This window comes from Marivirga lumbricoides, assembly GCF_014636295.1.
GTDB classification, from domain to species: domain Bacteria; phylum Bacteroidota; class Bacteroidia; order Cytophagales; family Cyclobacteriaceae; genus Marivirga; species Marivirga lumbricoides.
Genome location: NZ_BMEC01000013.1, coordinates 194578 through 221432, shown reverse-complemented (window position 1 = coordinate 221432; position 26855 = coordinate 194578). Strand labels below are relative to the sequence as shown.

The following is a 26855-nucleotide window of genomic DNA, read 5'->3' as shown; positions in this document are numbered from 1 at the left end:
TAATATGGGAACATTTCGCTTTAATTCAATTGCTGAATTTCACAATTTCTGTAGCCTACCCCAGCCGGAGCATCCTTTGATAAGCCTGATTGACTACAGTAAAGTTACCTATCCCGTGGATACCAATGAACTGAAATGGTTACAGAACTTTTATTCAGTAGGGTTAAAGCGAAATGTTAATGCTAAATTTAATTATGGACAGCAGCAATATGATTTTGACTCAGGTGTGCTGAGCTTTATTTCGCCCCTTCAGTTTTTAAAAGTTGAGATCAATCAGGAAGCTATAGTTGAACCAACAGGTTATCTATTGCTGATACATCCCGATTTTCTGTGGAAAACCTCTTTGGCACGAAAAATAAAATCATATGATTTTTTTCAGTATGCTGTACATGAAGCTTTGTTTCTTTCAGATAGAGAAGAAAAAGTTATTGTGGAAATCCTTCAAAATATTGAAAAGGAATACCAGTCAAATATTGATAAGTTTAGCCGTGAGCTCATAGTGACACAACTTGAAATGCTGCTGATTTATTCAGAGAGATTTTATGAGCGTCAATTTATAACCCGCCAGAAATCAAATCATCAATTATTAGATCGTTTCGAAGAAGTGCTTCAGAAATATTTTGAAAATAACAGACTTTTAGAAAATGGCATCCCTTCCGTAACGGCTATTGCAGATGAAATGAATATTTCCCCCAATTACCTGGGTACTTTATTAAGAATCCATACCAAGCAAAATACTCAACAACATATACAAAATAAACTGATTTATTATGCCAAAGAGCGTTTAAGCACTTCTGAGTTGTCCGTAAGTGAAATTGCCTACGAATTAGGTTTTGATTATCCTCAATCATTTAGCAAGTTTTTCAAATCTAAAACAACCTTCTCTCCTCAGGAATTTAGAAAATCATTTCAATAAAAATTGCTTTAACTTAGTTATTCTACATAGTGATGTATATGCTGAAAATGATGGTATGGCAATCCTTAAACTGATATTCCTGCAAAACATTCTGTAATAAAATCCTTAATTTTGCAGTTCATTAAAAATTAAAAAACTTCCTGTTCCTCGTAAAAGGAGTGGTTTTTCTATGTCAGATTCTCATTTTATCCATTTCAAATCATCCATTGAAGGTGTTGCACTGCAGGAAAAGTTTACTTTTCCATTTTCTTACCAGCCTCATCCTTTGGCCGAGCTGGCAGCCGATGAAGTACAGCAGGAATTGAAAAAGTCTTACTCGGGGAAGGAGATTAGTGGTAAAATGTATGGTGTGCTGATTGTACAGAATGAGCAAAATGAACTCGGCTACCTGGTCGCTTTTTCAGGCCAGGAAGAAACAGATGCACATGCTATTCCTTTTGTTCCGCCTTTGTTCAATAGGTTAGAAGCGGAAGGTTTTTTCAGGAAAGGAGAAGAAGAGTTGCTTGCAATGAATAAAAGAGCTGCTGAACTGGAAATCGATCCCCATTTTCTGGAATTGAAAAAGCAGCTGAATGAAGAAAAAGCAAAGGCCGATACTGATTTGGAACATAGGCAGAGGCTAAAACATAAAGCAAAAATGGACCGAAAGCGGCAGCGTGAAAATGCTCAGGCTACTTTAACAGGTGATGAAATAAACCTTCTTCAGAAGAAACTAGAGCAGGAAAGCATTGCACATCATTATGAATACCGAGATTTACTGACTGATTGGCGTGAAAGAATTGCCCTCATCCAGGAACAGGTGGATCAATACTCGGATGAAATAAACCAATTGAAATGGCAGAGAAAAGTAAAGTCTGCAGACCTTCAGCAGCAGCTTTTTAACCAATACCACTTTCTCAATAAGTATGGAGAAAAGAAGAATGTAACTCAAATTTTTGAGGATTATGGCACGCCACCAGCCGGAGCCGGAGATTGTGCAGCACCAAAATTATTGCAGTATGCTTTTAGAAATAATTTTAAGCCAATTTGCATGGCTGAATTTTGGTGGGGAAAAACACCCAAAGCTGAGCTACGGAAGGAGGGGAGGTTTTACCCCGCATGCAGTGGTAAATGTAAGCCTATCCTTGCACATATGCTCCATGGAATGGACTTAGATGATGATCCGCTGCTGAATTATAAAGCAGATGATAAAGAAATAGAGCAACTGTATGAAGATGAGCACCTGCTCGTAATCCATAAGCCTTCCGGGTTGCTTACGGCACCCTCCCGCCTGATTAAGGATTCTGTATACAGCAGAATGCAGACCAAATACCCGGATGCTGATGGACCATTAGTAGCTCACCGACTGGATAAGCTGACTTCGGGCTTGATGATTATTGCAAAATCAAAGAGTGTGTATGTAGATATTCAGGATCAGTTTATGGCCAGAACAATTAGCAAAAGATACGTGGCCTTGCTTGATGGCCTGGTGCAAGGTAAAAATGGTGAAATTCATTTGCCGCTTGCCGTAGACGAAAATAACCGGCCGATGCAAAAAGTATGCTATGAGAAGGGAAGAACGGCAAAAACGTTATGGAAAGTAATAGAAAGTAATGCCCATAAAACCCTGATACAGTTTACACCTATCACAGGCCGTACACATCAACTGCGCGTACATGCAGCCCATCCCGATGGCTTAAATACTCCTATTGTAGGAGATAAACTGTATGGCAAAGAGGCTGATAGACTGAAGCTTCATGCAGCTTACCTCCGATTTGTGCATCCTGTTACACAAAAAAAGATGGAGTTTAATTTGGAGCCACCTTTTGGATTATAGTTGGTTTAAGTAGATCTCTTTTAGGCTTAAAATATTTTGAATCGCGATCTGTTTCTATTTAGTTTAATTATAAACTAATGATTTTGAGCGGTTTAACTCAACATTATTTGAGTGAATTCGCTTATATTATTATTAACTAAACGAAAAAGATCATGGAAAATACTTGTAATAATTGTAATCATTGGGCACCCCAGGCTCCCGTAGTAGCTAAGAAAGAAAATTATGGTGAATGCAATAAGCTGAGTCATATAGAATCCAAAAGCGATCCGGATTATATCATTCCTGTTTTAAATGAAGGCAAAGCAATTGATAAAAATGCCAAGACAGTGGAATTTATCACAGGAGCTAATTTTGGATGCAATCAGTTCGCCAGAGCATAATTTACTAATTAATTAGAGATTAAAACACCAAAGCACATCCTTTGGTGTTTTTTTATTTTAATTCATCTTAATCCAAAAGGTGACATCTTAACTTTTTCATAGACCTAGATTTCTCTTTTTTGATTAAAAGTTTGATTGAGGTTAAATCATTTCCAAACTGATATTTTTTTATAAACTCTTTATGATTGACTCATTGCTGGCAAACTGGAGAATATAACTCGGAGGGAGAGGGTGGGGTGGACAAAAGGCGGGGTGAGGATTGAATTGAAGTGTGGGAGAATCTTTTTGTCTTAATTTTTTCTATCTTTTGCATCAAGGCAAAATATTAAAATTAAAAATAAAGCATGTTAAGTCAAGAGTAGACTGATTTAAAAATAGATTTTGAACAACCTCTTTTCCTTCCTTAAAACCTTTGTTTTAGCCTCACATTCCCTCATATTTGTATTTTATCAACGCATACAAACTTGGCTGAAAATAACATAAAACTTATAATTTTCGATTTAGGCGGAGTAGTCATCAATTTACATGTTGAACGAACTATTGCAGCTTTCGCAGACCTCTCAGGTAAAACAGAAGAGGAAGTGTATACCTCTTACGAACAGGCAGCCTATTTCAAGGCATATGAAAAAGGATTAATATCAGATGTTGATTTCAGAAATTGTATTCGGGAAGATTTTGAATTAGACGCATCGGATGAGCAAATTGACGAAGCCTGGAGCGCCATGTTGGGAACCATTCCTGAAGAAAGAGTGGAGCAAATAGAAAAGCTTTGCCGGAAATATACTTGTGTAGTGCTGAGTAATACCAACGCAATTCATGAAAAAGCTTTTCACATAATTTTAAATGAAACTTCTTCCTATAATCATCTTGATCAACTGTTTCACCAGGTTCATTTTTCCCATAAGTGGAATATGAGAAAGCCTGATGTAGAGATTTATGAGAAGCTGCTGAGCCATCATCAACTATCGCCTGAGCAATGTTTATTTATGGATGATGGAGAGCTGAACCTTTTAGAGGCGGCTCATCTGGGTATTCAAACAGTACACATTCCAAGAAATTCAGGTTTTTATTCATTATTATCAGATAAAATAGGCATCCATGATTGAAAAAAACGCAAGGTATTACCTGAAAAAGATTCTACTGTTTGTCCTTACCTTTGTAAGCACCACTTTAGCAGGATCGGAATGGGTAACTAATAAAATTATTTTTTACTCACCTGATTATTCCTGGGCTGATTTTACCGCAGGTTTTTCTTATTCAATTCCTTTTCTATTTATTTTAGGAGTTCATGAATTCGGACACTATTTTACAGCTAAATACTACAAGGTAGAGGTTACCTTGCCCAACTTCCTTCCCGGCTGGCTGGGCTTTTTGGGAATGCCTTCCTTTGGTACCTTTGGTGCACTCATTCGTATAGTTGGCCCTATCAGATCGAGAAAACAGTATTTTGATATAGGAATTGCCGGGCCGCTGGCTGGTTTTGTGGTAGCATTAGGCGTGTTGTGGTACGGGTTTAGTACTTTGCCCCCGCAGGAGTACATTTATGAAATACATCCTGAATATGAGCAATATGGAGCTGATTACGCTGATTATGTATACAATGATCCCGAGCAGCAGAGCTTTGCCATGGGAAACACCATACTTTTTTGGCTTTTTGAAGAATACCTGGCAGACCCTGAAAGGCTGCCTGACCACCGGGAGATAATTCATTACCCATTATTGCTGGCTGGTTTTCTCTCGCTCTTTTTTACTGCCCTTAACTTGTTGCCGATTGGTCAGCTGGATGGCGGACATATCATCTATGGAATTTTCGGCACTAAAAAGCACAAACGGATTGCCACTGTTTTATTTTTATTGCTGGCCTACACCGCAGGTTTAGGGCTCATCACCATTCAAACGCCTCTTGAATCCATGATATGGATGAGTATTTTGTATGTGGGATTCCTTTTTATCTGCTTCAGAGGTTTAAAGCTTTCACAAACCAATACGCTTTTGCTGGCAGTATCAGTTTTTGCATTACAATACTTAACCAGCCTTGTGGTAACAGATTTGAGCGGCTTCGGAGGCTATTTTCTTTTTATCTTTTTATTAGGTAGAGTGATAGGAGTGGAACATCCCAGAGCAGCAAATAATACTCCACTGAGCTTAGGTAGGAAAATTTTAGGCTGGATTGCACTATTGATTTTCGTGATAAGTTTCAGCCCCAATCCGTTTGTGATTAGTTAAGAAATTGAGTTACACTAAAACTCGGGTAGTTTAGTGGATATAGTTTGTTTATTTCATCAATAGGAGGCAATTGCAAGGATTTGAGTGAATACATCAACTACAAAAGTTGCTTTGCGTATGCTAAGAGATTAACAACCTAAAATTTTTTAACTATGAAAACGAAATTCTTAATGGTCATGCTTTTATCAGCATTTATTTTTGCTTCATGTGGTGGAAATACGGATGCTGTTGATTCAGGAACCTACACAGGTACGATAAAAGAAGTTGAACCTGCTAAAACGGAAATTTATGTCACCACTGATGACAATAAAACGCTTGAACTTTATTTCACTGAACAAACTACTTTAACCAGAAATGGAAGTGCTGTAGATTTTTCTGCGCTTTCTGAAGGCCAAAAAGTAGAGGTAGAAGTAGAAAAACAAGGTAAAAGATTAGATCCAATATCGGTTAAAATTCTAGAGTAAAGTGAATAAAGTGCCGGAATTTTGGAGAGCGGAGATTTGGCATCCGCTCTCTGTTCATTTACCACTTGCCATTTTATTAATGGCTACCTTATTTTTCCTGATTGGTTATTTCTCTAAAAAGGGCTTTTGGGAAAATATGAGCAAAGTATTATTGCTCATAGGTACTGCAGGGGCATGGTTAGCCATTTATACGGGTAACCTTGCTGATCCTGTAGTTTCAAGACAAATTTGTGACCCCACGGTGCTGGCCACCCACGAAACCAACGCTTATGTTGTAGCCTGGCTTTTTTCTGCAGTAGCTGTTCTTATTATTCTTGAGTATCTTGGCTGGCTCAATCAGTTTAGAAAGATAGCCCATCTTTGTATCCTCATTCTCTCACTTACTGGTTCCGGCTTTTTAATGTATACCGGCCATTTAGGTGCAACGTTGGTTTATCAGCAGGCGGCAGGCGTTTACACACCTTCTGAAAGTTGTAGCGAATTTGAGTGAAAAAAAGTGTTTTCGTGTTTCTGTAGTGGTGGGGTATTACTAAAAAACCTAGCGCTGAAGATATCATTTTTTCATTTCTATAAATCAATTATATTATATATTGTACTAATGTGACAATCTGTAAAAATAATATAAGTAAAAATTATACTTTTATATCAATATTTACAGAACGAGACAACATGCACAATATAGAAAATAGCACAGTTCCAAAACGTTTAGCGAAGCCTATTGGAGGTTGGCTTTGGGTTATAATGTTGATGATGATAGCCAGTGCTCTTTCAATGATAATAGGTATCGTAACAACTACATCGGAATTATTTTCAGATGATTGGAGTCAATACTTTCAAGCTACAGATGAATTGCTTAAAGTGAGAGTCAATATTTATGGCTATTTAATTATTTCAAACATAGTTGGGCTAGTGCTTTTGGTATGGTGTCTCATTGTGTTTTTTAAAAAGAAACATAATTTCCCAGCTGTTTTCTTAGGAGTACTAGGTTATTTCATATTAATGGAAGTTCTAAGGGTTTATTTTTTGGATTATTATATGGGTTTGACTGGTCAGGATACCAACTATATTGAAAGTGGTTTACTTAAAACAGGAATAGTAGCAATTTTAGCAGGTCTGTACCTGAATAAAGGTAAGCGACCTAATCAAACTTTTGTGAATTAAAATTCAAGTTTAGATTAAACATAAGGGCTTGTCGCTTTCATTTCTACATATATTAAGTGTCATATCTATAGCTAACATAAATTTTGTTAAAAAAATATCTGTAACTTTATCAAATAGCTAGACTTGTGGACTTTAGTGCAATGAAATATTTTCTGTTGTTTTTATTGATAGTGTTAGGCTTTAGCTGCCAAACAGGTCACGAAAATATTGAATTGACTATTATTAAATCAACGCTCCCTGAGGTAGTTGGTCCGCGCCATTACATGGAGCCGCCCCCTGCCCCTCCGAGAAAAGCATTCTTACCAGATTCATCTGAACTACGAGTGGAACCGGATTTGGGAGTTTTTGTTGATGATCAGTGGGTAAGTTCAGACAGCTTAACTGAAGAAGATAATCTCAAAAGAGTTCTGGAGAGGAAGAAGTGGTTTGATAGTACAACCTTAGCATATAAAACATTTGATTGGGAGCAATATCAAAAAGATTCCATTGAATGGGCTAACTCATTAGATTTTCCCAGGCCTAAAAAGAGAGTTATACTTAAAATTTTTGATTCACTGATAACCAATCAGAAAAAACGTATTAAACGTGTTTCAAACTTAGGTTTTAAAGAGGTTTTTGAAGTTGAACTGAAAGGTGAATTTGCGGAGCTTTTAACACAATTACAAGACTCAACTATCAGTCCGATTCCGATCAATTTTCAGAACTTTTCATCACTTGGAGGATATCAAATCAGAGTTGAAAATTATCAACCCACTGATGAGGAAAGGGTGGTGGCAACTTTAGTGCTTTCAAGAGTAGCTATTAATGAGGAAAGAACAAAGGCAGCATACTATTATCAGGAATTTTGTGGAATACTCTGCGGATATGGCTACGTGGTTTTTGCTGAGCTTACAACCAATGGCTGGAAAGTGATAGGTAAGAATATGGTGTGGATATCTTGAAAATATCACACACACACACACACACACACACATTCTGTCCGTCTCTCTCTCTAAACTCCCATTTGTTGGTATTTTTACCAATAAATCCTTACGAAACTTAATCTTATTTATTCAGACAGGCAGATATTGCAGCAACTAAGTATTTCAATCTTCAACTTCCTTTTTCCCTAACTTTTTCACCCAAACCACTACCTCTTTCGAGGTGTTTTTCATCCCTTTTTGATAAATTAGATAAGATTTGATTCGGAAATCAGCTAATCCAAAAGCTTTAAACAAGCCGATTTATTTCTTGACCTGAGTTCGATTAATAGAATGGCGTCCCTGCCTCGCCAAATCGGAAACGCTCTGACAGACTTTGAAATAAATTAAGCATTTAACTCAGGTTTATAGCAAAGGCAATTCTATAAAAAAGACGTTATTCCAACATGTTGTTGAAATGAACGGACTCCCTTCTGCAAGGGAATGACGTGCTAATTGTAATTTGAGAAAAAAAACTATCTTATTGCACAAATGAATAGAAAAACCAAGGTCTGTGGCTCACAGACCTTCCTCTTTTTGCTGGACTGTAAGCCGCAGACCTTTGGAAAAAAGGACCTAAATAAGCAAGCACTAAATGCTTATCATCACCACAAAAGCCGGCAATTATCGTCATCCCCGAAATTTTTGGAGAGCAACGGAAAAAATTATCAGGGATCTTTTCAATGAAATGAAATTTCATTACCGTAATTATTATAGAATAATAGAAAAGATTGCTTTGCGCCAGGCAATAACTGTTTAATTGTAGTTTTATAGCAAAGCCAATTCTATAAAAAAACTTTATTTCAACATACTGTTGAAATGAACGGACTCCCTTCTGCAAGGGAATGACGGAGCTAATTGTAATTTGAGTAAAAAAACTATCTTATTACACAAATGAACAGAAAAACCAAGGTCTGAGGCTCACAGACCAAAGACAAAAAGATTGCCGCGCTGCGCTCGCAATAACCATTTGATTTTAGGTGATACTTATATTACTAAGATTGCTTCGTACCTCGCAATGATCTAAGCCTCTTAAGATTGCTTCAGTCGTACCTCCTTCGCAATGAACGAACCTGAAGAGAATTGCAGGGTCGGGTTTAATGTTTTTGCTCTAGATAAGATTGCTTCGTTCCTCGCAATAACCAGTTGATTGAAATTTTCTTTCTATCAGGATTTATTTTCGAAAGAGGGTGGCAGATACTATCATTACTCACTCACTATCTGGTCATTCCGAGTTCTATATGCGCAACTTGTTGAGCATTTGAATGAAGGAATCTGCGTGCTATGAAATGCTATTGAGAGGTTGGCTGTCTACTAATAGATAAGATTGCTTCGTTTCTGGCAGTGACTATTTAATTGCAGGAGATTACCTGAGTTCGATTAATAAAATATCACCCCTGCACCGCCAAATCGGGAACGCTCTGACAGACTTTGAAATAAATTAAGCAACGAACTCAGGTTCTTAGATTCTGGAATTGTAAAAGGGTATCAAAATACTGAGGGAAAGATGGTGATACAGCATCTTGTAGCAGAACACAATTTTCACGTCTTTAGTTAGTCTCCTCTGATACCATCCCAGTATTCATTTTTATCCCCATGAAAGAGAGGTGCTCACAATAACTATCTGGGATCAGCTTGGCAGAATTCTTTATCCGTAGGGCGCACTGTCGTTGGAAACTTTGATAAGAACATTATATTGGCTAAATTTATCTAAGTTGATAAAAAAAACAGCCTAAACCTATATCTGATCTCAGGTAATTTCATTGATAATTATCAATTTTTTATTTCGGACAATTAGATATTCATTGACATTATATAAAACCTAACCCAAAAGAAATGACAACCAAAATTAACCTAATTATAATTCTCTCCTTCTTATGCATCAATCTGAATGCACAAACTGTAAAAGTAATGTCTTATAATGTTCAGCAACCAAACGGGACTAATTGGGAAGGCAGAAAAGGCAGTGTTGCCAGTATTATCAATTCCAATCAGCCGGATGTTATCGGTTCGCAGGAAGCACTTGCGTACATGGCTGGTTATATCAAAGGTACTGAATATACAGTTTACGGTAGAGGACGCGATTGTGACGAAGGCGGAGAAGGATCCTTTATTTTTTACAAGTCTGCTAAATACGATATTGACTACAGCAATTCAGGAAGTTTCTGGTTTAAAGATAACTCGTCTGAATGTGGGCGGGGATGGGATCCTGATTATAACCGTATTTGCACTTACGTTCGGTTAATCGAGAAGTCATCCGGTAAAGGATTCTATATCTTTAACAGCCACTTTGCTACATCCAACCGGGTAGAAGCACGAAGTAAAAGTGCGAAATTATTAGTTAATCGAGTAAATGAACGCACAATTAAGGATCCGGTCATTTTAACTGGAGATTTTAATTCTATTGAAAGCGATCCGATAACCAGTTTCTTTAAAACGGGAAGTGACAATCCGGTAAAATTACGAGATACTTACCGCGATGTCCATCCTTCAAGTGGAGGTAATACTTTTGGAAGTGTTAAATACGATTACATTTATGTACCGGCATCATCCAACATTCAAACTCTGGCAAGTGAAGTAATTGAAAGTCCGGTAGGATCAGATCACCGTCCTATATGGGCTGAACTAGACCTTAATGCTGGAGATAACCCCAGCACCTGGCGCATTACCATACAGGGAAGCAATGGTAAATATTTAAGTTCCGAAGACGGCCTTTCTGCCATGATGTGTGACCGTGATGAGGCTGACGATTGGGAAAAATTTGATGTTATTGATAATCCGGACGGAACCTTCTCATTAAGGGGGAGCAATGGTAAATATGTAAGTTCTGAGAATGGTAATTCGCCCATGATGTGCGATCGCAATACACCAGACGATTGGGAAAAATTCAACTGGGTTGAACTTGGAGGGAATGCGTTTGCTATTAAAGGTAGCAATGGTAACTATGTGAGCTCGGAGAACGGTCTGTCGGGTGTCATGTGCAACCGCCCGGACATTGGAGAATGGGAAACTTTCAACTGGACGACTGTTGCATCCGGAGCCAGCACCAGCAGAGTTCAGGAGGTTGTTAGTGAAGAAGGCGTCATTAATGGAGATTTAGCATTGTTTCCCAATCCGGCCAACACCTATTTTAAGATTTCCGGATTAGGAGGTACCTGCGTAAGAGCCGATATTTACGATTTATACGGTGAACTGGTAAATAAAAGCTGTGTTTCTGCAGGTGAAAAGATAGAAATCAGCTCCCTTACTGAAGGAACTTATTTAGTAAAACTATCTACTGAAAACGGAGCAACACAAACATTTCGATTAATCAAAAAATAAGAAGTCAATATTTTTCCATGATCTACAAATAGTAAGGATCTTTGATTCTGGTAACCTATTCTTTTATACTTAATTGGTTTCAATTTAAGATTTATCTGAATTTTGAAGCAATAGGCAGCAATTGAATCACAGAACCTTTTGTAGATTTAAAAGAACTTCTTTATCATACGCAAAGTAGTAGACACCATGCTTATTGCTGTTGAGTATGAACTAACCTCTTAGGAAAAAAGTCTCGGTAATGTGGTAGACGCTATGAGTGATTGGGGGATGAGATATAGGAAAGCAGTGTTCGCGAAATAAGAAATTACAGTATATGGAAATTTGAAAATACACTTTCAATCGGGGTTTGATCCCGATTAAAAGTGATAGCCTCAATGCTTAGTCGGAAAATAGTAAATTTTAATGCTTAACGGGCAGTTATGCTAGCTCGGTTGATCTCATTTTCAAACTTATTACTAATTGCTATTTTTTGAATAAGCCAGCCTTATAAACTGAACCCAGGGAATTCTGGATTAAATGAAGATGATTGGCTTTGAAATTATCTTCCTCATTCTTATAAACCTCAATAAATCCTTTATCTATAACATTCTTAAATTGAATATCAGGATTTTCAATATTGACAATTTCTCCTTTTTCTCCAGACCAATATCCTACGATAGAATTGTTATTCACTATAACGCTCTCTTTAAAGAATGATGAATACTTTAAGTTCGCTGACCTACCCACAATTACGTTATTATTATTCGCTACAATGTTGTTTGAGAATTCAAAATCAACATCATCAGGGCCAAACCAAAAAGCGCTTTCATAACTTTCCATAATTATAGACTTGCTGATCTTAAATCCAGCAACATTATCAAAGAAAAGAATGGCGTTTCTACATTCGTAAAACACGCAATTCTTTACTTCATTATTCATACCATGTGCCCAAACACCGCCTTGAATTCTGGAGGCCTCCTTGTCACCAATAAACATGCACTGGCTCACCTCAAGATCTCTCAGGTCTTTATCTTCTTTAGTTATAGGATAGTAATACTTAACCAAGGGATTAGCATTGCCCAAAAATTTCAACCCTCTTAAACTTACATGTTCAGAAGCCACTAAAATGCCAACTGCATGATTAAAAAAAGTAGTAGAATTATTCGCAGAGATGGATTGAATGACCGGCATTTGCTGAGGACTCCAACCTTCTTCATCAGGGTTATAAAATGCTTCAATAATAAACCGTGAAGTATCATTAAAGATGCGCACCGGATTAATGGATGTTTTATCTTCTAATACATAATATCCCGGCATAACCCTTATCAAAATATCACCTGAACCTGTTAACTCATTCGCTACCTTAACGGATTGCGGAATGGACTTGAATGGATTGTCCGGGGATCCGTCATTTGAGTCCAGCCCATTGATAGCATCTACATAAAATTCCTGGGCGCGTCCCTCTTTGAAGTAAAAGAGTAATACAAGCACTATTACAACTAGCTTTTGAATTGTTTTCATTTTGTTTTAAATTTAATGCAAGTAGCCTTTCAATCTATTCGAAAGAAAGTCAAATACCATTCATTTAAAGTTCAAAAGCCATTTAAATGCTAAAACAGGAGCTTGCTCTCGTCCAAGAATGCAAATGCCAGATAGAAGAGAAGTTAAATTGGCCAGATAGTAAATATTGGAGGCAAAGAGATTTTTTAAACCTTATTTTGCTAATCGAAAAAAGGTCTCAAATAACAATTAGTCTGACGACCATTAGAAGAATATGGAAGCCTGATTATGCCGGAACACCTCAACCCGGAACACTTGATGCATTAGCTAAATTTCTTGAATATGAAGGATGGCTGGAATTTACTGAAAAGCACCAAAAGGCAGGCATCAAAGTGAGTTCTTCTAATAAGTTGCAAAGAAAGAATTGGAAGGTTATCACTTATGCTACAATTTCAATCGCATCGGTTATTTGCATTATTTTAGGAATTAACGCAGTTGCTACTACATCTAATCAATCTTCTTCAAATGCTTCTTTATCCGTGAAATATGCTTCACCTATTAATGTCCCGAATACAGTGATATTTAACTATAATCTAAACGGAATTCAGGCTGACAGTTTTTTTATACAACAGTCGTGGAACAAGTTCAGAAGAGAAAGGGTAAGCAAAAGTGATACTATTCTTACCAGCACCTATTATTATCCTGGTGCACATCAGGCCTCACTGATCGCAAACGATAAAGTAATTGCTCAAGCAAAGGTTCTCATTAAAACTGATGAATGGATAGCACTTGCCAGAGCAGATATGTCGGACGAAAACCCCACCTACATCGATGTTGAAAGCCACAAACCGGAGGGTATATTCACTGTTACTGAAAAGCAGCTTCAAAAATACAATTTAAGTTTAGATCCAAATCTGCTATTATGTTATTACTATGTAAATAGTTTTAAAGGACTTGATAAAGATAATTTCCGACTAAAAGTACGGGTTAAGAGTGATAGTGTTATGAGTTTGGCATGTCCAAAAATATCAATAATGATATTAGGTACAGAGGACATGCATATGATACCACTTACCTTTCCAGGCTGTATTGGAAGTGTGAACTTAAAAATTGCTGACAAGCTTTTCAAAGGTAAGCATACCGACTTATCTTCATTTGGTGCGAGTGTTTATAATTGGAACTTAGTTGAAATCACTTTAATAAATGGGGAATACAAAATTTTGTTGAATGGTCAGGAGGTTTATTCTATTCACACCGAACAATCAATTGGTGAAGTCATTGGGCTCAACATCAATTTTACAGGAAGTGGTTCAATGGGTTTCGTTGAGCTTAGTAATTCTAAAACAAACAAAACAGTCTACTTTGAAGATTTCAAAGAAGATAAAAGAGCCCCTCAATTATGATTGTGAGTAAATAAAAAAAAATCTAATACTCACAAAATGAATATGCGAAATCGTCTCTTTAAAATTATAGTGTTAATCATCTCATTTTAGCTAGGCAACTCCTTCCTCAATCTACCTACTTATTCTCTTGAACAATCCCTGAAAATCCCATCTCTTATTTAACCTACTACCTACTTCCAGGTATTTTCATTCCTTTTCGATGAATTAGATAGGATTTGATTGGGTAAGGAGTTATTTTCAAAGCTTTGAATAAAATAACAGCTCAATAAGTATTTGTAAATGTTTGTAAGCGTTTACAAGTGTTTGTTGTCGGTTAGTAAATTTATAAGGTTAGTATGTGCACCTTTAGGTGTATTTAGCGAATTGTTGGGCATAATTGGATGCTAATTGACTTTGTTTTTCTCTAGCATATGAACAAAACAATCTTCTACTTCGAAAAACCAAGTAAATGGGATTTAGTAACTATTCTACTCTATATTGCTCTGACAGCATTTATTTATTTAACTAACATTCCATCGAAAGTGGACTGGCTATTTGGTTATTCATTTGGTACTCATTTGTTTCTATACTTTTTCAACTACAAATCGCTCCGAAGACTAAATATATGGTTAATTTGGATTATTTTCAGTTTAATTCATATTTATTTATATCGAGAATATGTAGATATTTCGTCATTGCAGATGTTCAGAGGTCCAGCTGCACATGGACTTCAATTTACGTGGCTTTTGTTAATTCTATTTCAAGTTCTAAGATTCCTTAGTATAAAAATTCAAAATCGAGAACTTGTGGCTCCAGCAAAAAGTCGTACAGACATCTGGGATAACAGAAAAGTTACATTGGTGGACTTTATACTCTTTGTTATCTATTTTACTATAATGCTTTCCTTAGACCTAATAACTATGCCCAACACAATGTAAAAACCATGCGCTTGAGCAGTTCCTGGCTAGCAAAGGTGGTATTTCCCGCAATTTTTGGCAGTCAGTATAGATGTTTAAATTCAAATATCAGTAGGTGAGGCAAGCAAGACATGGATGGAAAAATAAAAATTGCTAACTTCATCAATTCAATAAATAGTGGCGCACGGCTTTTTACGCGCGCCCGTTATCAACAATAACAACCAGATGAAACATACAATTATAATAATATTGTCTTTAGCAATAGTATCTTGTACAAAAGACCCTTCATTAGAAAAATATTTAGCCTCACAGCAAGAATTCGAATTGAAAAGAAATGAAAGAAAAGCGACTGCCATTTCTAATCTAATATCAGAAAGTTCGAATAAAGAACTGCAAGTAAAAAGCAAATTAGAAACGCTTAATTCATTGTACGAAGAGGCTATTGAAGATGTTAATAAAGGGGAAGAATTAAGAATGGTATTTGATAAATTTCAAAAGTCATCTTCAAATCTTTCTAAGTACGAGTATTCCGACTGGCAACTTACTTTAATCGAGGCTGCTAACAGTTATGAGAAATTAGCTGGTACTATTGCATTAACGAAAGCGAAAACCGCAATAATGGAAAATATATCTATGGAAATTGGAGCTACCTACTGGTTCGATCAGCTTGAACTTATGTTAGTACCAAAAAAAGAAATAATATCCATTGATGAATACTTCGAAGCAGAGGTTATTTTTGCCGCTTTTTCATCAAAAAGTGAAGAGTTCATGACTATAGTATTAAATGATAGAGATACTATTGATATAAATAATGGGAAAGGAAAGGTGAAAATAAGTCCAAAAAAGAAAGGGAAGCATAAAATCAAAGTGAAGATGTATGATAAAAAAGGACTTGACCTTTCTGATGATTTCATATTAGAAAAAGAAATAACATTTCAAGTACAATAGAAACTATTCCCAATATTCTGTCATAAATCATGGCTGGTTGTAGGTAATTGTTCCTTTGGCTCTTCATAGAAAGCCCGACAATCCGCAGACTTGCCTTATTTATGAAAAATTAATTTAATAGCCAATCCTGCGGATTGATCCGGTAGTTAACTTAAATTTTTATATTTTTAATCAGCCACGAATTTATACAGTGGCGTTCTATCCAACTATGGTATCAATATATAAGATGATTACTGATAAGATTAAAATAAGTAAGTTTTTGAGCTTGGTTTTAAGGCATAAACCTGAAACAATTTCTTTAGAACTTGACGAAAATGGATGGGCTGATACGGATTTTCTAATTCAAGGAATGCTTAAAGCTAATTACTCTATTGATATTAAGGTTTTAAAAGATATTGTAAGTTCAAGCGATAAGCAAAGATTTAAGTTTAACGATGATTTTTCAAAAATTAGGGCTAATCAAGGTCATTCAATAAATGTTGACTTAAAATTGGAACAAAAGTTACCGCCAGAAATATTATTTCATGGAACTGCCACCAAGAATATCGATTCAATTAAGCAGGGTGGCCTTTTAAAACAAAGTAGGCACCATGTTCATTTATCAAGTGATAGAGAGACGGCAAAGAAAGTTGGAATGAGATATGGAAAACCCGTTGTCTTGATAATAGAAGCTGGAAAAATGTCATCAGATGGCATTAAATTCTATCTTTCTGAAAACAGCGTGTGGTTAACTGAAAATGTTGACATAAAATATATCAAATTTGAATAATGAGTTTTTTAAAGTGGTTGAAAAATTCAGGAGGGAGTGGTTTATACTTACACGAAGATTTCTATTGTCAAGTAGAGTTGATTCCAATTGAAAATTTTCTTGATTTAAAAGAGGAAAACGAAAAAATTGATGAGTTTGCAAAAGAACATAGTGATGGTTTGGGGTTCACTGATGTTTACATCAGAGAAGGACAAAAAGTCAAGACCTCAGAAAGAGAAATCCCTATAAATGAGTTCGAAGCATTATTGCAAACATACGGATTTCAAAAAGTAGATAAAGTTTACTCTGGTTATGGTTCTTATAAAGAAATATGTTTAAGCACTTGGGGTTTTAAATTAGACTCATCAGCAGTCTTTTGCGATTTTAAAAATAACTTGATAGAGAATATTTGGATTGATGGTTTCCGGTTTAGTAAAGACTCTGCAAATAAGGAAGAATTGATCAATTGCTTATTCCAAATTGGTGCAAAATGGAAACTAATACTAAACGACTGGGACTTGACAGAGGCTATTGATTTAAGTAATAAAAAATCGATAGATGATTATATTAGTGAAGAATAACTGGATACCACAGACAATATGTAAGCTACCCTTAAAACCGAACTGTTTAAAAGTATAAAAATAATTACTAATTTTAAACAGTAGATATGAATCATAAAAATTGAAAGCTTTTTTAAGCTCTCCATTCTTTTATAGGTTATTATTTTAGCACCTATTTGCTTCTTTTAGTAGAAAACAATTCTACAGCATTTTTAAGGTTTTCTTCAAGTTTTTCCACGTTTGCTACCCCTCCGCCAATTTTTATCATTTCCTCTCCTTTTTGCAATAATAATGTAGGATAGCTATTAACACCGGTTTCCTTTACTTTCATAAAAAGTTGTTGGGTCTCTATTAGAGCATTTTCAGTATGAAAACAGGTCATTACTTTTTCAGGATCTATTTCTAAATTTTGAGCAATCTCCCCGTAAGTTTCAGGATCACTTAAACTTTTCCCTTCCAGATAAAATAGCTTCATCATCGCATTAGCTATTTCATACTGTTTTGATGGAGCAAAATGTTTTAAGGCAACAAAACCTTTTCCTGCATCTTCTGAGTTCAATAGAAAATTACCTTTCTTCAAAAGGTTGTTATAGGAGTCTCCAAATACTGCTCCCGTAAGTTGATTTATACGCTGATTAGCCTCTGGAATATGGGGGTAATTGGAAATGGGCAGACTCTTATCTCCGGTAAATAAGCCACCAGGTAAAACCGTGATGGGAAGCTCAGGGTGATTATTATGAAATTTGGTTAATTCTTTAGAAAAGCCATAACACCAACCACAATAGCCATCCCATATGTATAAGAGATTCAATTTTTCATTTTCCATAACATGCTTAATTTATAGCTTAATATCCCGCGGTAAACTGTTGCTGATGATGTTTAGGTTTTTCTATTTCATCAGCTATGACCACTGCTACATCTTCCACTGACATTCTGTTTTTTCCTGAATCGTCTACAACCGGACGGTTTGTGCCCAAGCGATAATTTCCTGTTCTGCCAATTGAAATTTCCGGGTTCATTTCTAATGCCGGACTAAAATAAGCCCAGTCAAGTTCCTCCTCCTTTTTAATAATTTCAAAATAATCCCTGGCTGCTTTAGATTTAGGAATGAAAGGCAAGTCCTGCGGTAAGGTATCGACAATTTGCCTGCCTTCATCATTAAGCAAACTACCTGCACCACCAATAATTATAAATCTATTTACTGCAGCCTTTTTTACGGCTTGCTGTATGGCTTTTGAGCCTTCGAGAAAATCTTCAATTAACTCTGGTTTGTTAGCAGCAGGACTAAATGCACTAACAATCACATCTTCTCCTTTTATTACGTCTGCTAATTTTTCTACTTCTTTAATATTCAAAGCAACGTAAGACAGGTTACTATTGTCTGATTCCTTTTCACTTCTTGAAATACCAGTTACTTTAAAACCTCTTTCTACTAATTCATTAACAATATGGCTACCCACAAAACCTGTAGCACCAATGACAACTACTTTTTTCATGATATTTAATTTTAATATTTCAATCGCAAAGTTAAAAACATTGGTTACCTAAAATGCTACTCTTACCTTTTGGTAACTACTTACCAATGCGTAACTAGTTTTCATTATAGTGATTAGTTTTTTTAAATTTGTTGCCATGAAAAATGATAAATCTAAAATCCCGGAACATTGTAAAAAGTACGTCCAGGGAGTGAAGGATACTCAGGATTTGATGAGCGGAAAATGGAAAACTGTGATCATTGCAGCTTTATATAATACTGGAAAATTCAGATTCATGGAGCTCGTTCGACATATTGAAGGCATCTCACCAAAAATGCTTTCTCAGGAGCTTAAGGATCTTGAAGCTAACAATCTTATCAAACGCAAAGTAGTAGACACCATGCCTATTGCTGTTGAGTATGAACTAACCTCTTATGGAAAAAGTCTCGGCAATGTGGTAGACGCTATGAGTGATTGGGGGATGAGATATAGGAAAGCAGTGTTCGCGAAATAAGAAATTACAGTATATAGAAATTTGAAAATTAGTCTTTGTGACCCTGAACTTGATCTGTCTAAAAAAGAGAAGTTATATTATCTTCAGCACATTTAAATAAAACGATATGAGAATTATTTGCTTTATCTGCTTTCAGTTATTTACGACCGGGCTTTTATCCCAAAACATCTTTATGACTACGGAAGGGCCTGTAAAAGCATATCTTGAAGAAGGATTACTGCAAGTTTATTCTATTCCTTATGCCGCTCCACCGACAGAGGATTTAAGGTGGAAAGAGCCAAAACAACCAGCGCAGCATGAAGCGATTTGGGATGGGAAAAATCATTCCGATATGAGTGCCCAAATTCGAACAAAGGTAATTGGTGGAACAGCTCCGTTTGGGACCGTTGTAGGAAGTGAGGATTGTTTGTACCTCGATATTTTAACCCATAAAAATCGCTCTACCTTACGTCCGGTTATCGTTTGGATTCATGGTGGGTCTAACATTGCCGGAACAAAATCAGATGAAGTTTACGAAGCGCATAGCCTTGCCCGGAATACAGATGCGGTGGTTGTAAAGGTAAATTATCGATTAGGTATTTTTGGTTCCTTTTATCACCCTGAGCTACATAAAAATGATACCTTAAGTGCATCTGGTAATTACACACTTCTAGATTTATTAGCTGCATTGAAATGGATTCAGGCGAATGTCGAAAATTTTGGAGGAGACCCAACGAATGTAACATTGGTGGGAGAATCTGCTGGCTGTATCAATATTTGGTCTTTACTCTGCTCTCCTTTGTCAAAAGGTCTTTTTCATAAAGCTGTCTGTCTTTCCGGTTTTCCCCTTATTAAATCCACTAGAAAAGCAGCTAAATATGACGAAAAAATAATTCAGAAATTATTAGTCAGCCAGGGAAAAGCAGAAGATGAAAAAGTAGCAGCGAAATTACTCAAAAACTTACCGACTGACAGTTTGACCTCGTTTTTATATGGCTTAAGTACATCAGAAGTATTGTTAGCTACAAAAGGCTTTTCGCATCATTTTGTGGCAGACGGTTATACCTTAAAAGAAAGTGGCTTTTCGAGTATGAAGAAAGATAATGTTGCAAAAATGCCGATCATTGTTGGTATGACCGGTGAAGAAGCAAGCTATTTTGGCGTTGAAGAAGCACTAGGTTTAACGAGTGAAGAATTGTGGAAAGTTATCAATACAAATGAATATATTCAATCCATTGAAAAATTTGTATCAAGCAAAAAGTATGATAAATACCGCAAAAAAGTCATTAAGAAAAGTCGCTTATTGCACATATTAGTGGGGTTATACCTTAAAAAATTCGAAAGAAACAATTCCGAAATTTACCGTCTTCAGTTTGAAGCTACTCCTGGGAAATCACCATGGAAAGAAGTCTTTATGGCAACACATGCCTCCGATCTCACCTATCTTTTTAACAAAAGCAGTTTTAATGCTCCCCATTTTTTCACTTTTCTTGAACCCGAAGACCAACCTCTTTTTGAAAAACAGGTTGACCAGTACCATACGTATCTCAAAAATTTCATTCGAACAGGAAAACCAGGAACGGTGAATGGGTTGGAATGGCCGGTTTGGAATAGAAAAGCTTCCCATGTCATTCATTTAAAAACAGATCGTTTTCAATTAGGAGAATAGTTCCAGACATTTAATGTTCGGTACATCTATGTCTTGCACGTATTAGTTTAACAATACAAAAGATTTGTTCTAAGGGCAATGCCGTATATCCCCACCTGAGCGTAGTTACAAACTACGCCTGATTATACCTCTAAGCGTAGCGTCTCGCTACGCTTTAATATCATCTCCTCTTGCAAATTGCTTTAGCTTTAACCAACCATTAAAACAAAATAGTGGTTTATCAGAAGAAAGGACTCCTAACAATTCAGGAGAGGTGGTTTACAATAATTCAGTGACAAACTTCCATTTGCCAAATGGTATTCAAAGTTCTGAAAATTCAAGCCCCTATCAATTTGCCAGACTTATAGAAAGCACTTTATTTAACATCGAAAGTGGAACCTATTGGAAACAGGCGGAAAAGAAAATGAAGTATTATCCTAAGAATTACGAACTAAACAAACAGAAATGGTAAATTGGGGAACAAGACAAAATAAGAAATGGAGAAATTTGGAACGACTATTATCCTTGAAAAAGAAAAAAACAGCAGTCACATAGCTTATGGTGGACGGGTGTATAGGCATAGCGTTAGCAACAAAAATTATGCTTTCAGACTATAAATATAGACGTACATCTTCAAGGTTCAACAATGCTCCCAAAAACGTAGATTTTAAGGGATGTTTGATTTATGGCTTAATAGCTATTCTTTTTATAGCTTTATGTTATTATTTTGGATCATAGCATTTCTAAACAAGAAAACCTGCTCCTTTGTTGGTGTTTTTACCAACAAATTTTCGAAGCTTAATCCTATTTATTGAGACAGCCAGTTATTTCCTGCTTTCATCTTTTAGCATTCATTTTATTTATTTCCCCACTTTTTACCAAAAACCACTACCTACTTATAGGTATTTTTCATTGCTTTTGATGAAAAATGGAACCTTGCTTAGGAAATATAAAATAAATTAATTTATTTAGATACATATGTTTTAATACCAAAAACCTTTTGCCTTAGAATTTAGCTGTTTGTCAAATGCTGAGATTCATTATTGCCATATATATATTACTTCTCCCCACATTTCTGGCGCATGCTCAAGTTATTCCTAATTTACTTTCCACTGATGCTTATCGCCCTTATTTAACCGAAAATCAAAAACGTGAAGAATTTATCTCTGTAATTAGGAAAGGTACGCCAAAAACAAGTGAAGAACTATATAAATACAAGATTATCAATACTATTAATCCATTGAATGTTCCAGGCGTAGATCCTGCCAATGCTTTTACAGACTACTCAAAAAGTCCGGTGGTTGAAGCCACACCAGTAATCCCCTTTTCTGCGAGTAATAATTCCGCTCCATCAAAATATCAAAACCAGATGGCAATGGTTGAAGCCGATATGGCTGCTTATCAGGCACGAAAGGAAAGAGCCATGCAAATTATTGATGAAGCGATATCGACAAGTTTTATACCTAAAATTAAATACAATCTTGGGCTTCATAATGGCGCAGCGGTGGAACGTTTTGAAGAGGCTTACTCCCAGTTGCATAGCATGTTAATGGACCAACAGGAAATTGATTTTACAAAGGCCGTATTTCTGGTTGAAAGTGCTTATGATAAAAGCTTAAACTGGAAAGAGTTCAGTGAAATGTTTAATACCTCCAAAATGACTATTGAGCGTTTAATTGAGCAGGATGGACTGGACCCAACAGATAATATGGCTAAGGTCATGTCTATTTTTAAATATATGGCCGATACCACTGAAGTGTATTTCAGTGAACTTGAAAAGCCTGTAATTACAAAACCCATGCTATACGATTATGAAGATTTTGCAGGTAAAAAAGATGCAACAAAAATATTCGTGAGCAAACTATTAAGAACAGGAACAGGCCAATGTATGAGCCTGCCTATGCTTTATTATATGCTAGCGCAATCCCTCGGTGCAAAAGATGTGCACATAGCTTTGGCACCAGAACATAGCTTTATCATGTTTAAAGATAAAGTGGGCAACTGGAATAATATAGAATTGACAGGAAGAGTGTTTACCACAGATGACTTCCAATGGCAAAGTGGGTTTGTCAAAGCCAACCAGGTAAAGAGCGGAATCTACTTAAAACCTCTTACAGAGAAAGAGACCATAGCATATCTCTTAAGCACACTTACCCTCACTTACATTAAATCTTTCGGGCAGGACGAACGGTCTTTTGAAATGGCAATGACGGCAAAAGACTATTTTCCCAACAGCCTAACTGCCAATTTGATTATTGCTGGATATTACAAGGATTTATTCAACAATGTGCTAAGGCAATACAGCACCTATAACCTCACCCAACAAGCACTTGATAACGATAAAGATGCCCAGTTAATTAATAGTTTAAGAAACGGAGCAGTAGATTATATTTTTAAAGATTTAGGATATGCCAAAATTCCCGATTGGCATTATGAAGCCTGGCTCTCCGGTGTAAAGGAGGCCGCCAAAGTTCAGCAGCATTTAGTTAAAAGGAGACAACTGGAACAACAAATAAAGAGATGAAAAGAGTAATACTATCAATCATACTGGGGTTCATCTGCTTGGGTACATCAGCCAAAAACAGCAAAGATACCACCAGGCATTATCATGAAGCCTTTCAAGAACTTCAAATGATGCTCAAGGGCGAAGTTCCATTATCTATCAAAAGAGCAGTATTTATTACCGAAAATGCTTTCTTAGAGGGGAATCTGCAATATGAGGATTTTACCAACCATATAGCTTTTCTTACCTTGCTAACCAATTCATTAGTTGATGAAGGTGGTCTGATCTATAATAAACCGGACAGGGAACAGGTATTAAAATCCTCATCAATTTACAGAGTGCTTAAGGACAGCCTAACTTTCACTTTACCTGCTAAATCCAAAGATTCAAGTGCAAGGACCTTTAAAAAGCATCCTTATACTTATGACATGGACGACTTTCTTGGAGAAGATGACTGGACTAAGATGTTTGTGACTAAACTTTTGGTGAGCAATTCCGGAAATTGCCATAGTTTGCCGTTACTTTATAAGATCTTAGCAGAAGAAGTAGGTGTTCCTGCTTATTTATCAATTGCACCTAACCATACATATATTAAGCAAAGTAATAAAAAACATGGCTGGTATAATACAGAGCTTACCACTGGCAGATTTCCACATGATAAGGACATAAAATGGAACAGTTATATCAAAACTGAATCTGTTGCCAAAGGCATATATATGGATACCCTATCCAACAAACAAACCATTTCATATGTGATTACAGACCTGGCACAAGGATATGTGAAGAAATTTGGGATCAATCATCTTGATACCCCATTAGCATGGCTGGAAACCGCTCTTGAATATTATCCCAACTATGTGAATGCGCTCATACTAAAAGCCGAGCTCCAAAAGAAAAAGCTTGAGCAGGAAATGATCAACGAAGGAGTAAAAGATTTCAGCAAGCTTGAGGATCAGGAAATGCTCCAATCTTTTCAAGAACTGGAGCAGTCCTACATGGCTATTCATCATCTGGGTTATAGAAAAATGCCGAAGGAAATGTACCTTAATTGGTTGTTCAGAGTGAATAATGACACTACCAGAAAGCCCCACCAATTCGAAACACCCCAGCCATTTGAGGAATACGGATATGATGTTTATATTGCAACAGCCGGTGATGGGCAGAACTACGAATTTTACGATCAGGACACTATTGCTAAAATAGGCACAGTGGAGATTAGCAGGATGTCGGGAAAGATTGTTAAATTCGTTGAATACGACTTATCAGAAGAAATGCCCGATGAGGTGATAAGCAGAATGTATGACCCTGCCCTAGGCCGTTTTTGGCAGGTAGACCCTATGGCAGATGCAAGAAACTGGTTAACCCCTTATAATTTTGTGCAGAACAATCCTATTACTAGGGTTGATCCTACTGGGATGCTGGACGATTATTTCTTAGATAGAGAAACAGGAGAAATTAGCTTTTTACGAGAAACAGAAGATGATTTTGATGTATTGTATGCTGAGAATAGTGAGGGTGGTGTTGATGAAAGTAATTCTATTCAAGTAGAAAAAGATATTCTGAATAATCCATCAAAGGATGATGTGGAAACACCAACAGGTACTACAGAAACAACCACTTATACAATGCTTGGGGATTCAAAGGGTCAATCAATTTTTGAATTTGTTGCTACCAACTCGAACGTAGAATGGGGCTTAACACAAGCTGGTGAAGCTGGAGTTAGAGGAATAAATATTTTATCGACTGGTAATAAACTAGCAAGTGAACCAGGTTCTATCACAGCAATAAAAAAGATACAGGGATTAAACACACCTTTACGGAGACATGTTCATAATCATCCATCTAATACGCCATATGAATCAGAAGGTGACATGAAGGCCTGGGCAAAGTGGTCTCAAGCCAATTCAATATTCCAAATCTTTATACCTAAAACAAAAAAATATATTACTTATCCTTCCACTATGATGGATGAGATTACTGTTAAACCTAATAAAAATTAATATTATGAAAGTGTATATATATATATTATTCCTAAACATACTGAATTTTTCCGAGTGTGAGGATTCGCTGCAGTTAGATGAAATTGAGCCATCCACTAATTTGTCCACAACTATTGAAGCACTTTCTAAATCCCAAAAAGATTGCAAGTATTATAATTCAAAGCTAATGTTTCTTATTAAAGATATTTCTGAAGCTGATAGCCTCAGAGTACGAATTACAATGATAGAAGGACTGGACTTTTTAACTAGTAGCTCACAAAAGAACATAAAAGGATTTTTTGAAGCTGATGGACATACAGTTCTAGTAGTAAGTGACAGCTTAAAAAATCTTTATATTAAGACAGGGCGCAAAAAAAAGTTTACCTATAATAAAGATTTTGAAGCTTATCCTAGCGATTACTCGCTGTGGGTATATGAAATAAAAGAGGGCCAATTGAATTTACTTGAATCCTATAAAATTCATTGCAATTAGATGATGAAAAAAGTAGTAGTAATTCTTCTATCATTATTTTTTGCAGCTTGTAGTAATAGCTCAAATAATCAGCCGGTAAAAACGGAAAATCAATCATACCAAAACAATAAAAGAGATACTATTAATGCATTAGGAGAAGCTGTTGTAGGTGAGTTACAAAAATATACAAAAAAATATGGGACTATTAAGAATCCTTGGAAAGAGCCTACTAAATTGTTTATTATATTTTCCATTGAAAAATCGGATACTTTAGTTTCAATCTTCTCTCATTGGTTTAGTAAAATTTATTAATGATAGTGATTCCGTGAATAATAATGAATTACAAGGTTATTTCAATTACATGAGTCATCCTGTAGTGGTTTATGATACCTCCAATGGTAAGCTTGCAAATATTTTAGATTATGAATTAAAAAAGGATGGGCTTAATGTATTAGATTTGTCGCAAAGAGATAATGAAGATGTTATCGAATGGAAGTTTTTGCCCATCAGATGTGAATATAGAATTAGAAATTCTGAATTAATGCCTATTAATGTTGAATGACATACTGAAGTTTCAAAAATTGAATACTATGAAATATCTACTTATCGGCACTTTCACATTTATTTTTCTTCAGAATTGCTCAGCCCAATTAAATGACTTATCTAAAACTAGATGGGAATTTAAAGATGATAATCACATGACTGATTATATATATTTTATTGATGATGAAAAATATGAGTTTTATAGTTCGGAATCGATGTTAACTTATTCAGGGATTTATTTTGTTAAGAGTGATACCATCAATTTAATAAGATTGTACTCTGATGCAAGTTCTAATATGCCAAAGCATTCTAAAATGGTAGTAGAAAATGACAAGATATTTTTTGTCAGAACCTATACGCTGAAAAAGGGTGTATGGGAAGAAGTCTCGCACCCACCTAGAGATTATTCTTTTATAAAGCAGGATTGATTTGCTATCTACCTTATTCTTTCTGTGAGCTACTAGA

27 protein-coding genes are annotated in these 26855 nt (G+C 36.0%); 23 read left to right on the top strand and 4 right to left on the bottom strand.

The window, feature by feature from the left end; translation table 11 throughout:
• Positions 1 to 4 precede the first annotated feature (4 nt).
• The 9 genes from IEV85_RS19480 (at position 5) to IEV85_RS19440 (ending at position 7904) form a co-directional block, all read left to right on the top strand.
• Positions 5 to 916 (top strand): helix-turn-helix domain-containing protein, encoded by a 912-nt coding sequence (locus tag IEV85_RS19480; protein ID WP_188466652.1) that lies wholly within the window; start codon positions 5 to 7, stop codon positions 914 to 916.
• A gap of 169 nt (positions 917 to 1085) precedes the next feature.
• Positions 1086 to 2732, top strand: coding sequence for an RluA family pseudouridine synthase (locus tag IEV85_RS19475; RefSeq protein ID WP_188466650.1), 1647 nt, complete (start codon positions 1086 to 1088; stop codon positions 2730 to 2732).
• Between the two features lie 152 nt (positions 2733 to 2884).
• Complete coding sequence (locus tag IEV85_RS19470) at positions 2885 to 3112, top strand: hypothetical protein (protein WP_188466648.1); 228 nt, start codon at positions 2885 to 2887, stop codon at positions 3110 to 3112.
• 464 nt (positions 3113 to 3576) lie between these two features.
• Entirely contained in the window at positions 3577 to 4218 is a 642-nt protein-coding gene (locus IEV85_RS19465) for an HAD family hydrolase (RefSeq protein WP_188466646.1), read from the top strand.
• Entirely contained in the window at positions 4211 to 5338 is a 1128-nt protein-coding gene (locus IEV85_RS19460; protein WP_188466644.1) for a site-2 protease family protein, read from the top strand. Before IEV85_RS19465 ends, IEV85_RS19460 begins: the two co-directional genes overlap by 8 nt.
• A gap of 152 nt (positions 5339 to 5490) precedes the next feature.
• Positions 5491 to 5802, top strand: coding sequence for a hypothetical protein (locus IEV85_RS19455; RefSeq protein WP_188466642.1), 312 nt, complete (start codon positions 5491 to 5493; stop codon positions 5800 to 5802).
• A 1-nt stretch (position 5803) separates the two neighbouring features.
• Complete coding sequence (locus tag IEV85_RS19450) at positions 5804 to 6292, top strand: DUF2231 domain-containing protein (RefSeq protein ID WP_188466640.1); 489 nt, start codon at positions 5804 to 5806, stop codon at positions 6290 to 6292.
• Between the two features lie 179 nt (positions 6293 to 6471).
• Entirely contained in the window at positions 6472 to 6963 is a 492-nt protein-coding gene (locus tag IEV85_RS19445) for a DUF2569 family protein (RefSeq protein WP_188466638.1), read from the top strand.
• Positions 6964 to 7088: 125 nt separating this feature from the next.
• Positions 7089 to 7904, top strand: a complete 816-nt coding sequence (locus tag IEV85_RS19440) for a hypothetical protein (protein WP_188466636.1) — start codon at positions 7089 to 7091, stop codon at positions 7902 to 7904.
• Between the two features lie 499 nt (positions 7905 to 8403).
• On the opposite strand, the gene IEV85_RS19435 is transcribed toward IEV85_RS19440, so the two are convergent.
• Positions 8404 to 8622 carry a hypothetical protein gene (locus IEV85_RS19435; RefSeq protein WP_188466634.1) on the bottom strand — a complete coding sequence of 73 codons (219 nt, stop codon included), beginning with the start codon at positions 8620 to 8622 and terminating at the stop codon, positions 8404 to 8406.
• Positions 8623 to 9758: 1136 nt separating this feature from the next.
• Between IEV85_RS19435 and IEV85_RS19430 the strand changes: the two genes are divergently transcribed.
• Positions 9759 to 11243: an endonuclease/exonuclease/phosphatase family protein gene (locus IEV85_RS19430; RefSeq protein WP_188466632.1), complete on the top strand. Its 1485-nt coding sequence runs from the start codon at positions 9759 to 9761 to the stop codon at positions 11241 to 11243.
• 462 nt (positions 11244 to 11705) lie between these two features.
• On the opposite strand, the gene IEV85_RS19425 is transcribed toward IEV85_RS19430, so the two are convergent.
• Positions 11706 to 12743 (bottom strand): hypothetical protein, encoded by a 1038-nt coding sequence (locus IEV85_RS19425; RefSeq protein ID WP_188466629.1) that lies wholly within the window; start codon positions 12741 to 12743, stop codon positions 11706 to 11708.
• An 86-nt stretch (positions 12744 to 12829) separates the two neighbouring features.
• Between IEV85_RS19425 and IEV85_RS19420 the strand changes: the two genes are divergently transcribed.
• The 4 genes from IEV85_RS19420 (at position 12830) to IEV85_RS19405 (ending at position 17298) form a co-directional block, all read left to right on the top strand.
• The gene (locus tag IEV85_RS19420) at positions 12830 to 14125 is read left to right on the top strand and encodes a hypothetical protein (RefSeq protein ID WP_229712659.1); all 1296 of its coding nucleotides are present in this window, start codon (positions 12830 to 12832) and stop codon (positions 14123 to 14125) included.
• A gap of 1121 nt (positions 14126 to 15246) precedes the next feature.
• Positions 15247 to 15969, top strand: coding sequence for a hypothetical protein (locus tag IEV85_RS19415; RefSeq protein WP_188466624.1), 723 nt, complete (start codon positions 15247 to 15249; stop codon positions 15967 to 15969).
• Positions 15970 to 16195: 226 nt separating this feature from the next.
• On the top strand, positions 16196 to 16738 hold the full coding sequence (locus IEV85_RS19410; protein WP_188466622.1) for an RNA 2'-phosphotransferase: 543 nt from the start codon (positions 16196 to 16198) through the stop codon (positions 16736 to 16738).
• Positions 16738 to 17298, top strand: a complete 561-nt coding sequence (locus tag IEV85_RS19405; protein ID WP_188466620.1) for a hypothetical protein — start codon at positions 16738 to 16740, stop codon at positions 17296 to 17298. Before IEV85_RS19410 ends, IEV85_RS19405 begins: the two co-directional genes overlap by 1 nt.
• A gap of 151 nt (positions 17299 to 17449) precedes the next feature.
• Here IEV85_RS19405 and IEV85_RS19400 read toward each other — a convergent pair whose 3' ends face one another.
• Together IEV85_RS19400 and IEV85_RS19395 are read right to left on the bottom strand one after the other, a co-directional pair.
• A complete protein-coding gene (locus IEV85_RS19400) occupies positions 17450 to 18103 on the bottom strand; it encodes a DsbA family protein (RefSeq protein ID WP_188466618.1) in 654 nt (217 codons plus the stop codon).
• Positions 18104 to 18122: 19 nt separating this feature from the next.
• A complete protein-coding gene (locus IEV85_RS19395; RefSeq protein ID WP_188466616.1) occupies positions 18123 to 18773 on the bottom strand; it encodes an NAD(P)-dependent oxidoreductase in 651 nt (216 codons plus the stop codon).
• Between the two features lie 136 nt (positions 18774 to 18909).
• Between IEV85_RS19395 and IEV85_RS19390 the strand changes: the two genes are divergently transcribed.
• The 9 genes from IEV85_RS19390 to IEV85_RS19350 all read left to right on the top strand — a co-directional run bounded on the left by IEV85_RS19390 (position 18910) and on the right by IEV85_RS19350 (position 26818).
• Positions 18910 to 19266 (top strand): winged helix-turn-helix transcriptional regulator, encoded by a 357-nt coding sequence (locus IEV85_RS19390; RefSeq protein ID WP_188466614.1) that lies wholly within the window; start codon positions 18910 to 18912, stop codon positions 19264 to 19266.
• Between the two features lie 172 nt (positions 19267 to 19438).
• Positions 19439 to 20914: a carboxylesterase family protein gene (locus IEV85_RS19385; RefSeq protein WP_188466612.1), complete on the top strand. Its 1476-nt coding sequence runs from the start codon at positions 19439 to 19441 to the stop codon at positions 20912 to 20914.
• A gap of 271 nt (positions 20915 to 21185) precedes the next feature.
• Positions 21186 to 21365, top strand: a complete 180-nt coding sequence (locus IEV85_RS19380; protein ID WP_188466610.1) for a hypothetical protein — start codon at positions 21186 to 21188, stop codon at positions 21363 to 21365.
• 555 nt (positions 21366 to 21920) lie between these two features.
• On the top strand, positions 21921 to 23417 hold the full coding sequence (locus tag IEV85_RS19375) for a hypothetical protein (RefSeq protein ID WP_188466608.1): 1497 nt from the start codon (positions 21921 to 21923) through the stop codon (positions 23415 to 23417).
• Positions 23414 to 25396: a JAB-like toxin 1 domain-containing protein gene (locus IEV85_RS19370; RefSeq protein ID WP_188466606.1), complete on the top strand. Its 1983-nt coding sequence runs from the start codon at positions 23414 to 23416 to the stop codon at positions 25394 to 25396. Before IEV85_RS19375 ends, IEV85_RS19370 begins: the two co-directional genes overlap by 4 nt.
• Before the next feature lie 4 nt (positions 25397 to 25400).
• Entirely contained in the window at positions 25401 to 25868 is a 468-nt protein-coding gene (locus tag IEV85_RS19365) for a hypothetical protein (RefSeq protein ID WP_188466604.1), read from the top strand.
• A complete protein-coding gene (locus tag IEV85_RS19360) occupies positions 25869 to 26159 on the top strand; it encodes a hypothetical protein (protein ID WP_188466602.1) in 291 nt (96 codons plus the stop codon).
• A gap of 49 nt (positions 26160 to 26208) precedes the next feature.
• On the top strand, positions 26209 to 26409 hold the full coding sequence (locus IEV85_RS19355; RefSeq protein WP_188466600.1) for a hypothetical protein: 201 nt from the start codon (positions 26209 to 26211) through the stop codon (positions 26407 to 26409).
• A 28-nt stretch (positions 26410 to 26437) separates the two neighbouring features.
• Positions 26438 to 26818 (top strand): hypothetical protein, encoded by a 381-nt coding sequence (locus tag IEV85_RS19350; RefSeq protein WP_188466598.1) that lies wholly within the window; start codon positions 26438 to 26440, stop codon positions 26816 to 26818.
• Positions 26819 to 26855 lie beyond the last annotated feature (37 nt).

Coding starts and splice junctions, on each gene's coding strand:
- IEV85_RS19480 (WP_188466652.1), top strand. CDS start 5: ATGGGAACATTTCGCTTTAATTCAATTGCTGAATTTCACAATTTCTGT.
- IEV85_RS19475 (WP_188466650.1), top strand. CDS start 1,086: ATGTCAGATTCTCATTTTATCCATTTCAAATCATCCATTGAAGGTGTT.
- IEV85_RS19470 (WP_188466648.1), top strand. CDS start 2,885: ATGGAAAATACTTGTAATAATTGTAATCATTGGGCACCCCAGGCTCCC.
- IEV85_RS19460 (WP_188466644.1), top strand. CDS start 4,211: ATGATTGAAAAAAACGCAAGGTATTACCTGAAAAAGATTCTACTGTTT.
- IEV85_RS19455 (WP_188466642.1), top strand. CDS start 5,491: ATGAAAACGAAATTCTTAATGGTCATGCTTTTATCAGCATTTATTTTT.
- IEV85_RS19445 (WP_188466638.1), top strand. CDS start 6,472: ATGCACAATATAGAAAATAGCACAGTTCCAAAACGTTTAGCGAAGCCT.
- IEV85_RS19435 (WP_188466634.1), bottom strand. CDS start 8,622: ATGAAATTTCATTTCATTGAAAAGATCCCTGATAATTTTTTCCGTTGC.
- IEV85_RS19430 (WP_188466632.1), top strand. CDS start 9,759: ATGACAACCAAAATTAACCTAATTATAATTCTCTCCTTCTTATGCATC.
- IEV85_RS19425 (WP_188466629.1), bottom strand. CDS start 12,743: ATGAAAACAATTCAAAAGCTAGTTGTAATAGTGCTTGTATTACTCTTT.
- IEV85_RS19420 (WP_229712659.1), top strand. CDS start 12,830: ATGCTAAAACAGGAGCTTGCTCTCGTCCAAGAATGCAAATGCCAGATA.
- IEV85_RS19415 (WP_188466624.1), top strand. CDS start 15,247: ATGAAACATACAATTATAATAATATTGTCTTTAGCAATAGTATCTTGT.
- IEV85_RS19410 (WP_188466622.1), top strand. CDS start 16,196: ATGATTACTGATAAGATTAAAATAAGTAAGTTTTTGAGCTTGGTTTTA.
- IEV85_RS19405 (WP_188466620.1), top strand. CDS start 16,738: ATGAGTTTTTTAAAGTGGTTGAAAAATTCAGGAGGGAGTGGTTTATAC.
- IEV85_RS19400 (WP_188466618.1), bottom strand. CDS start 18,103: ATGGAAAATGAAAAATTGAATCTCTTATACATATGGGATGGCTATTGT.
- IEV85_RS19395 (WP_188466616.1), bottom strand. CDS start 18,773: ATGAAAAAAGTAGTTGTCATTGGTGCTACAGGTTTTGTGGGTAGCCAT.
- IEV85_RS19390 (WP_188466614.1), top strand. CDS start 18,910: ATGAAAAATGATAAATCTAAAATCCCGGAACATTGTAAAAAGTACGTC.
- IEV85_RS19385 (WP_188466612.1), top strand. CDS start 19,439: ATGACTACGGAAGGGCCTGTAAAAGCATATCTTGAAGAAGGATTACTG.
- IEV85_RS19375 (WP_188466608.1), top strand. CDS start 21,921: ATGCTGAGATTCATTATTGCCATATATATATTACTTCTCCCCACATTT.
- IEV85_RS19370 (WP_188466606.1), top strand. CDS start 23,414: ATGAAAAGAGTAATACTATCAATCATACTGGGGTTCATCTGCTTGGGT.
- IEV85_RS19365 (WP_188466604.1), top strand. CDS start 25,401: ATGAAAGTGTATATATATATATTATTCCTAAACATACTGAATTTTTCC.
- IEV85_RS19360 (WP_188466602.1), top strand. CDS start 25,869: ATGATGAAAAAAGTAGTAGTAATTCTTCTATCATTATTTTTTGCAGCT.
- IEV85_RS19355 (WP_188466600.1), top strand. CDS start 26,209: ATGAGTCATCCTGTAGTGGTTTATGATACCTCCAATGGTAAGCTTGCA.
- IEV85_RS19350 (WP_188466598.1), top strand. CDS start 26,438: ATGAAATATCTACTTATCGGCACTTTCACATTTATTTTTCTTCAGAAT.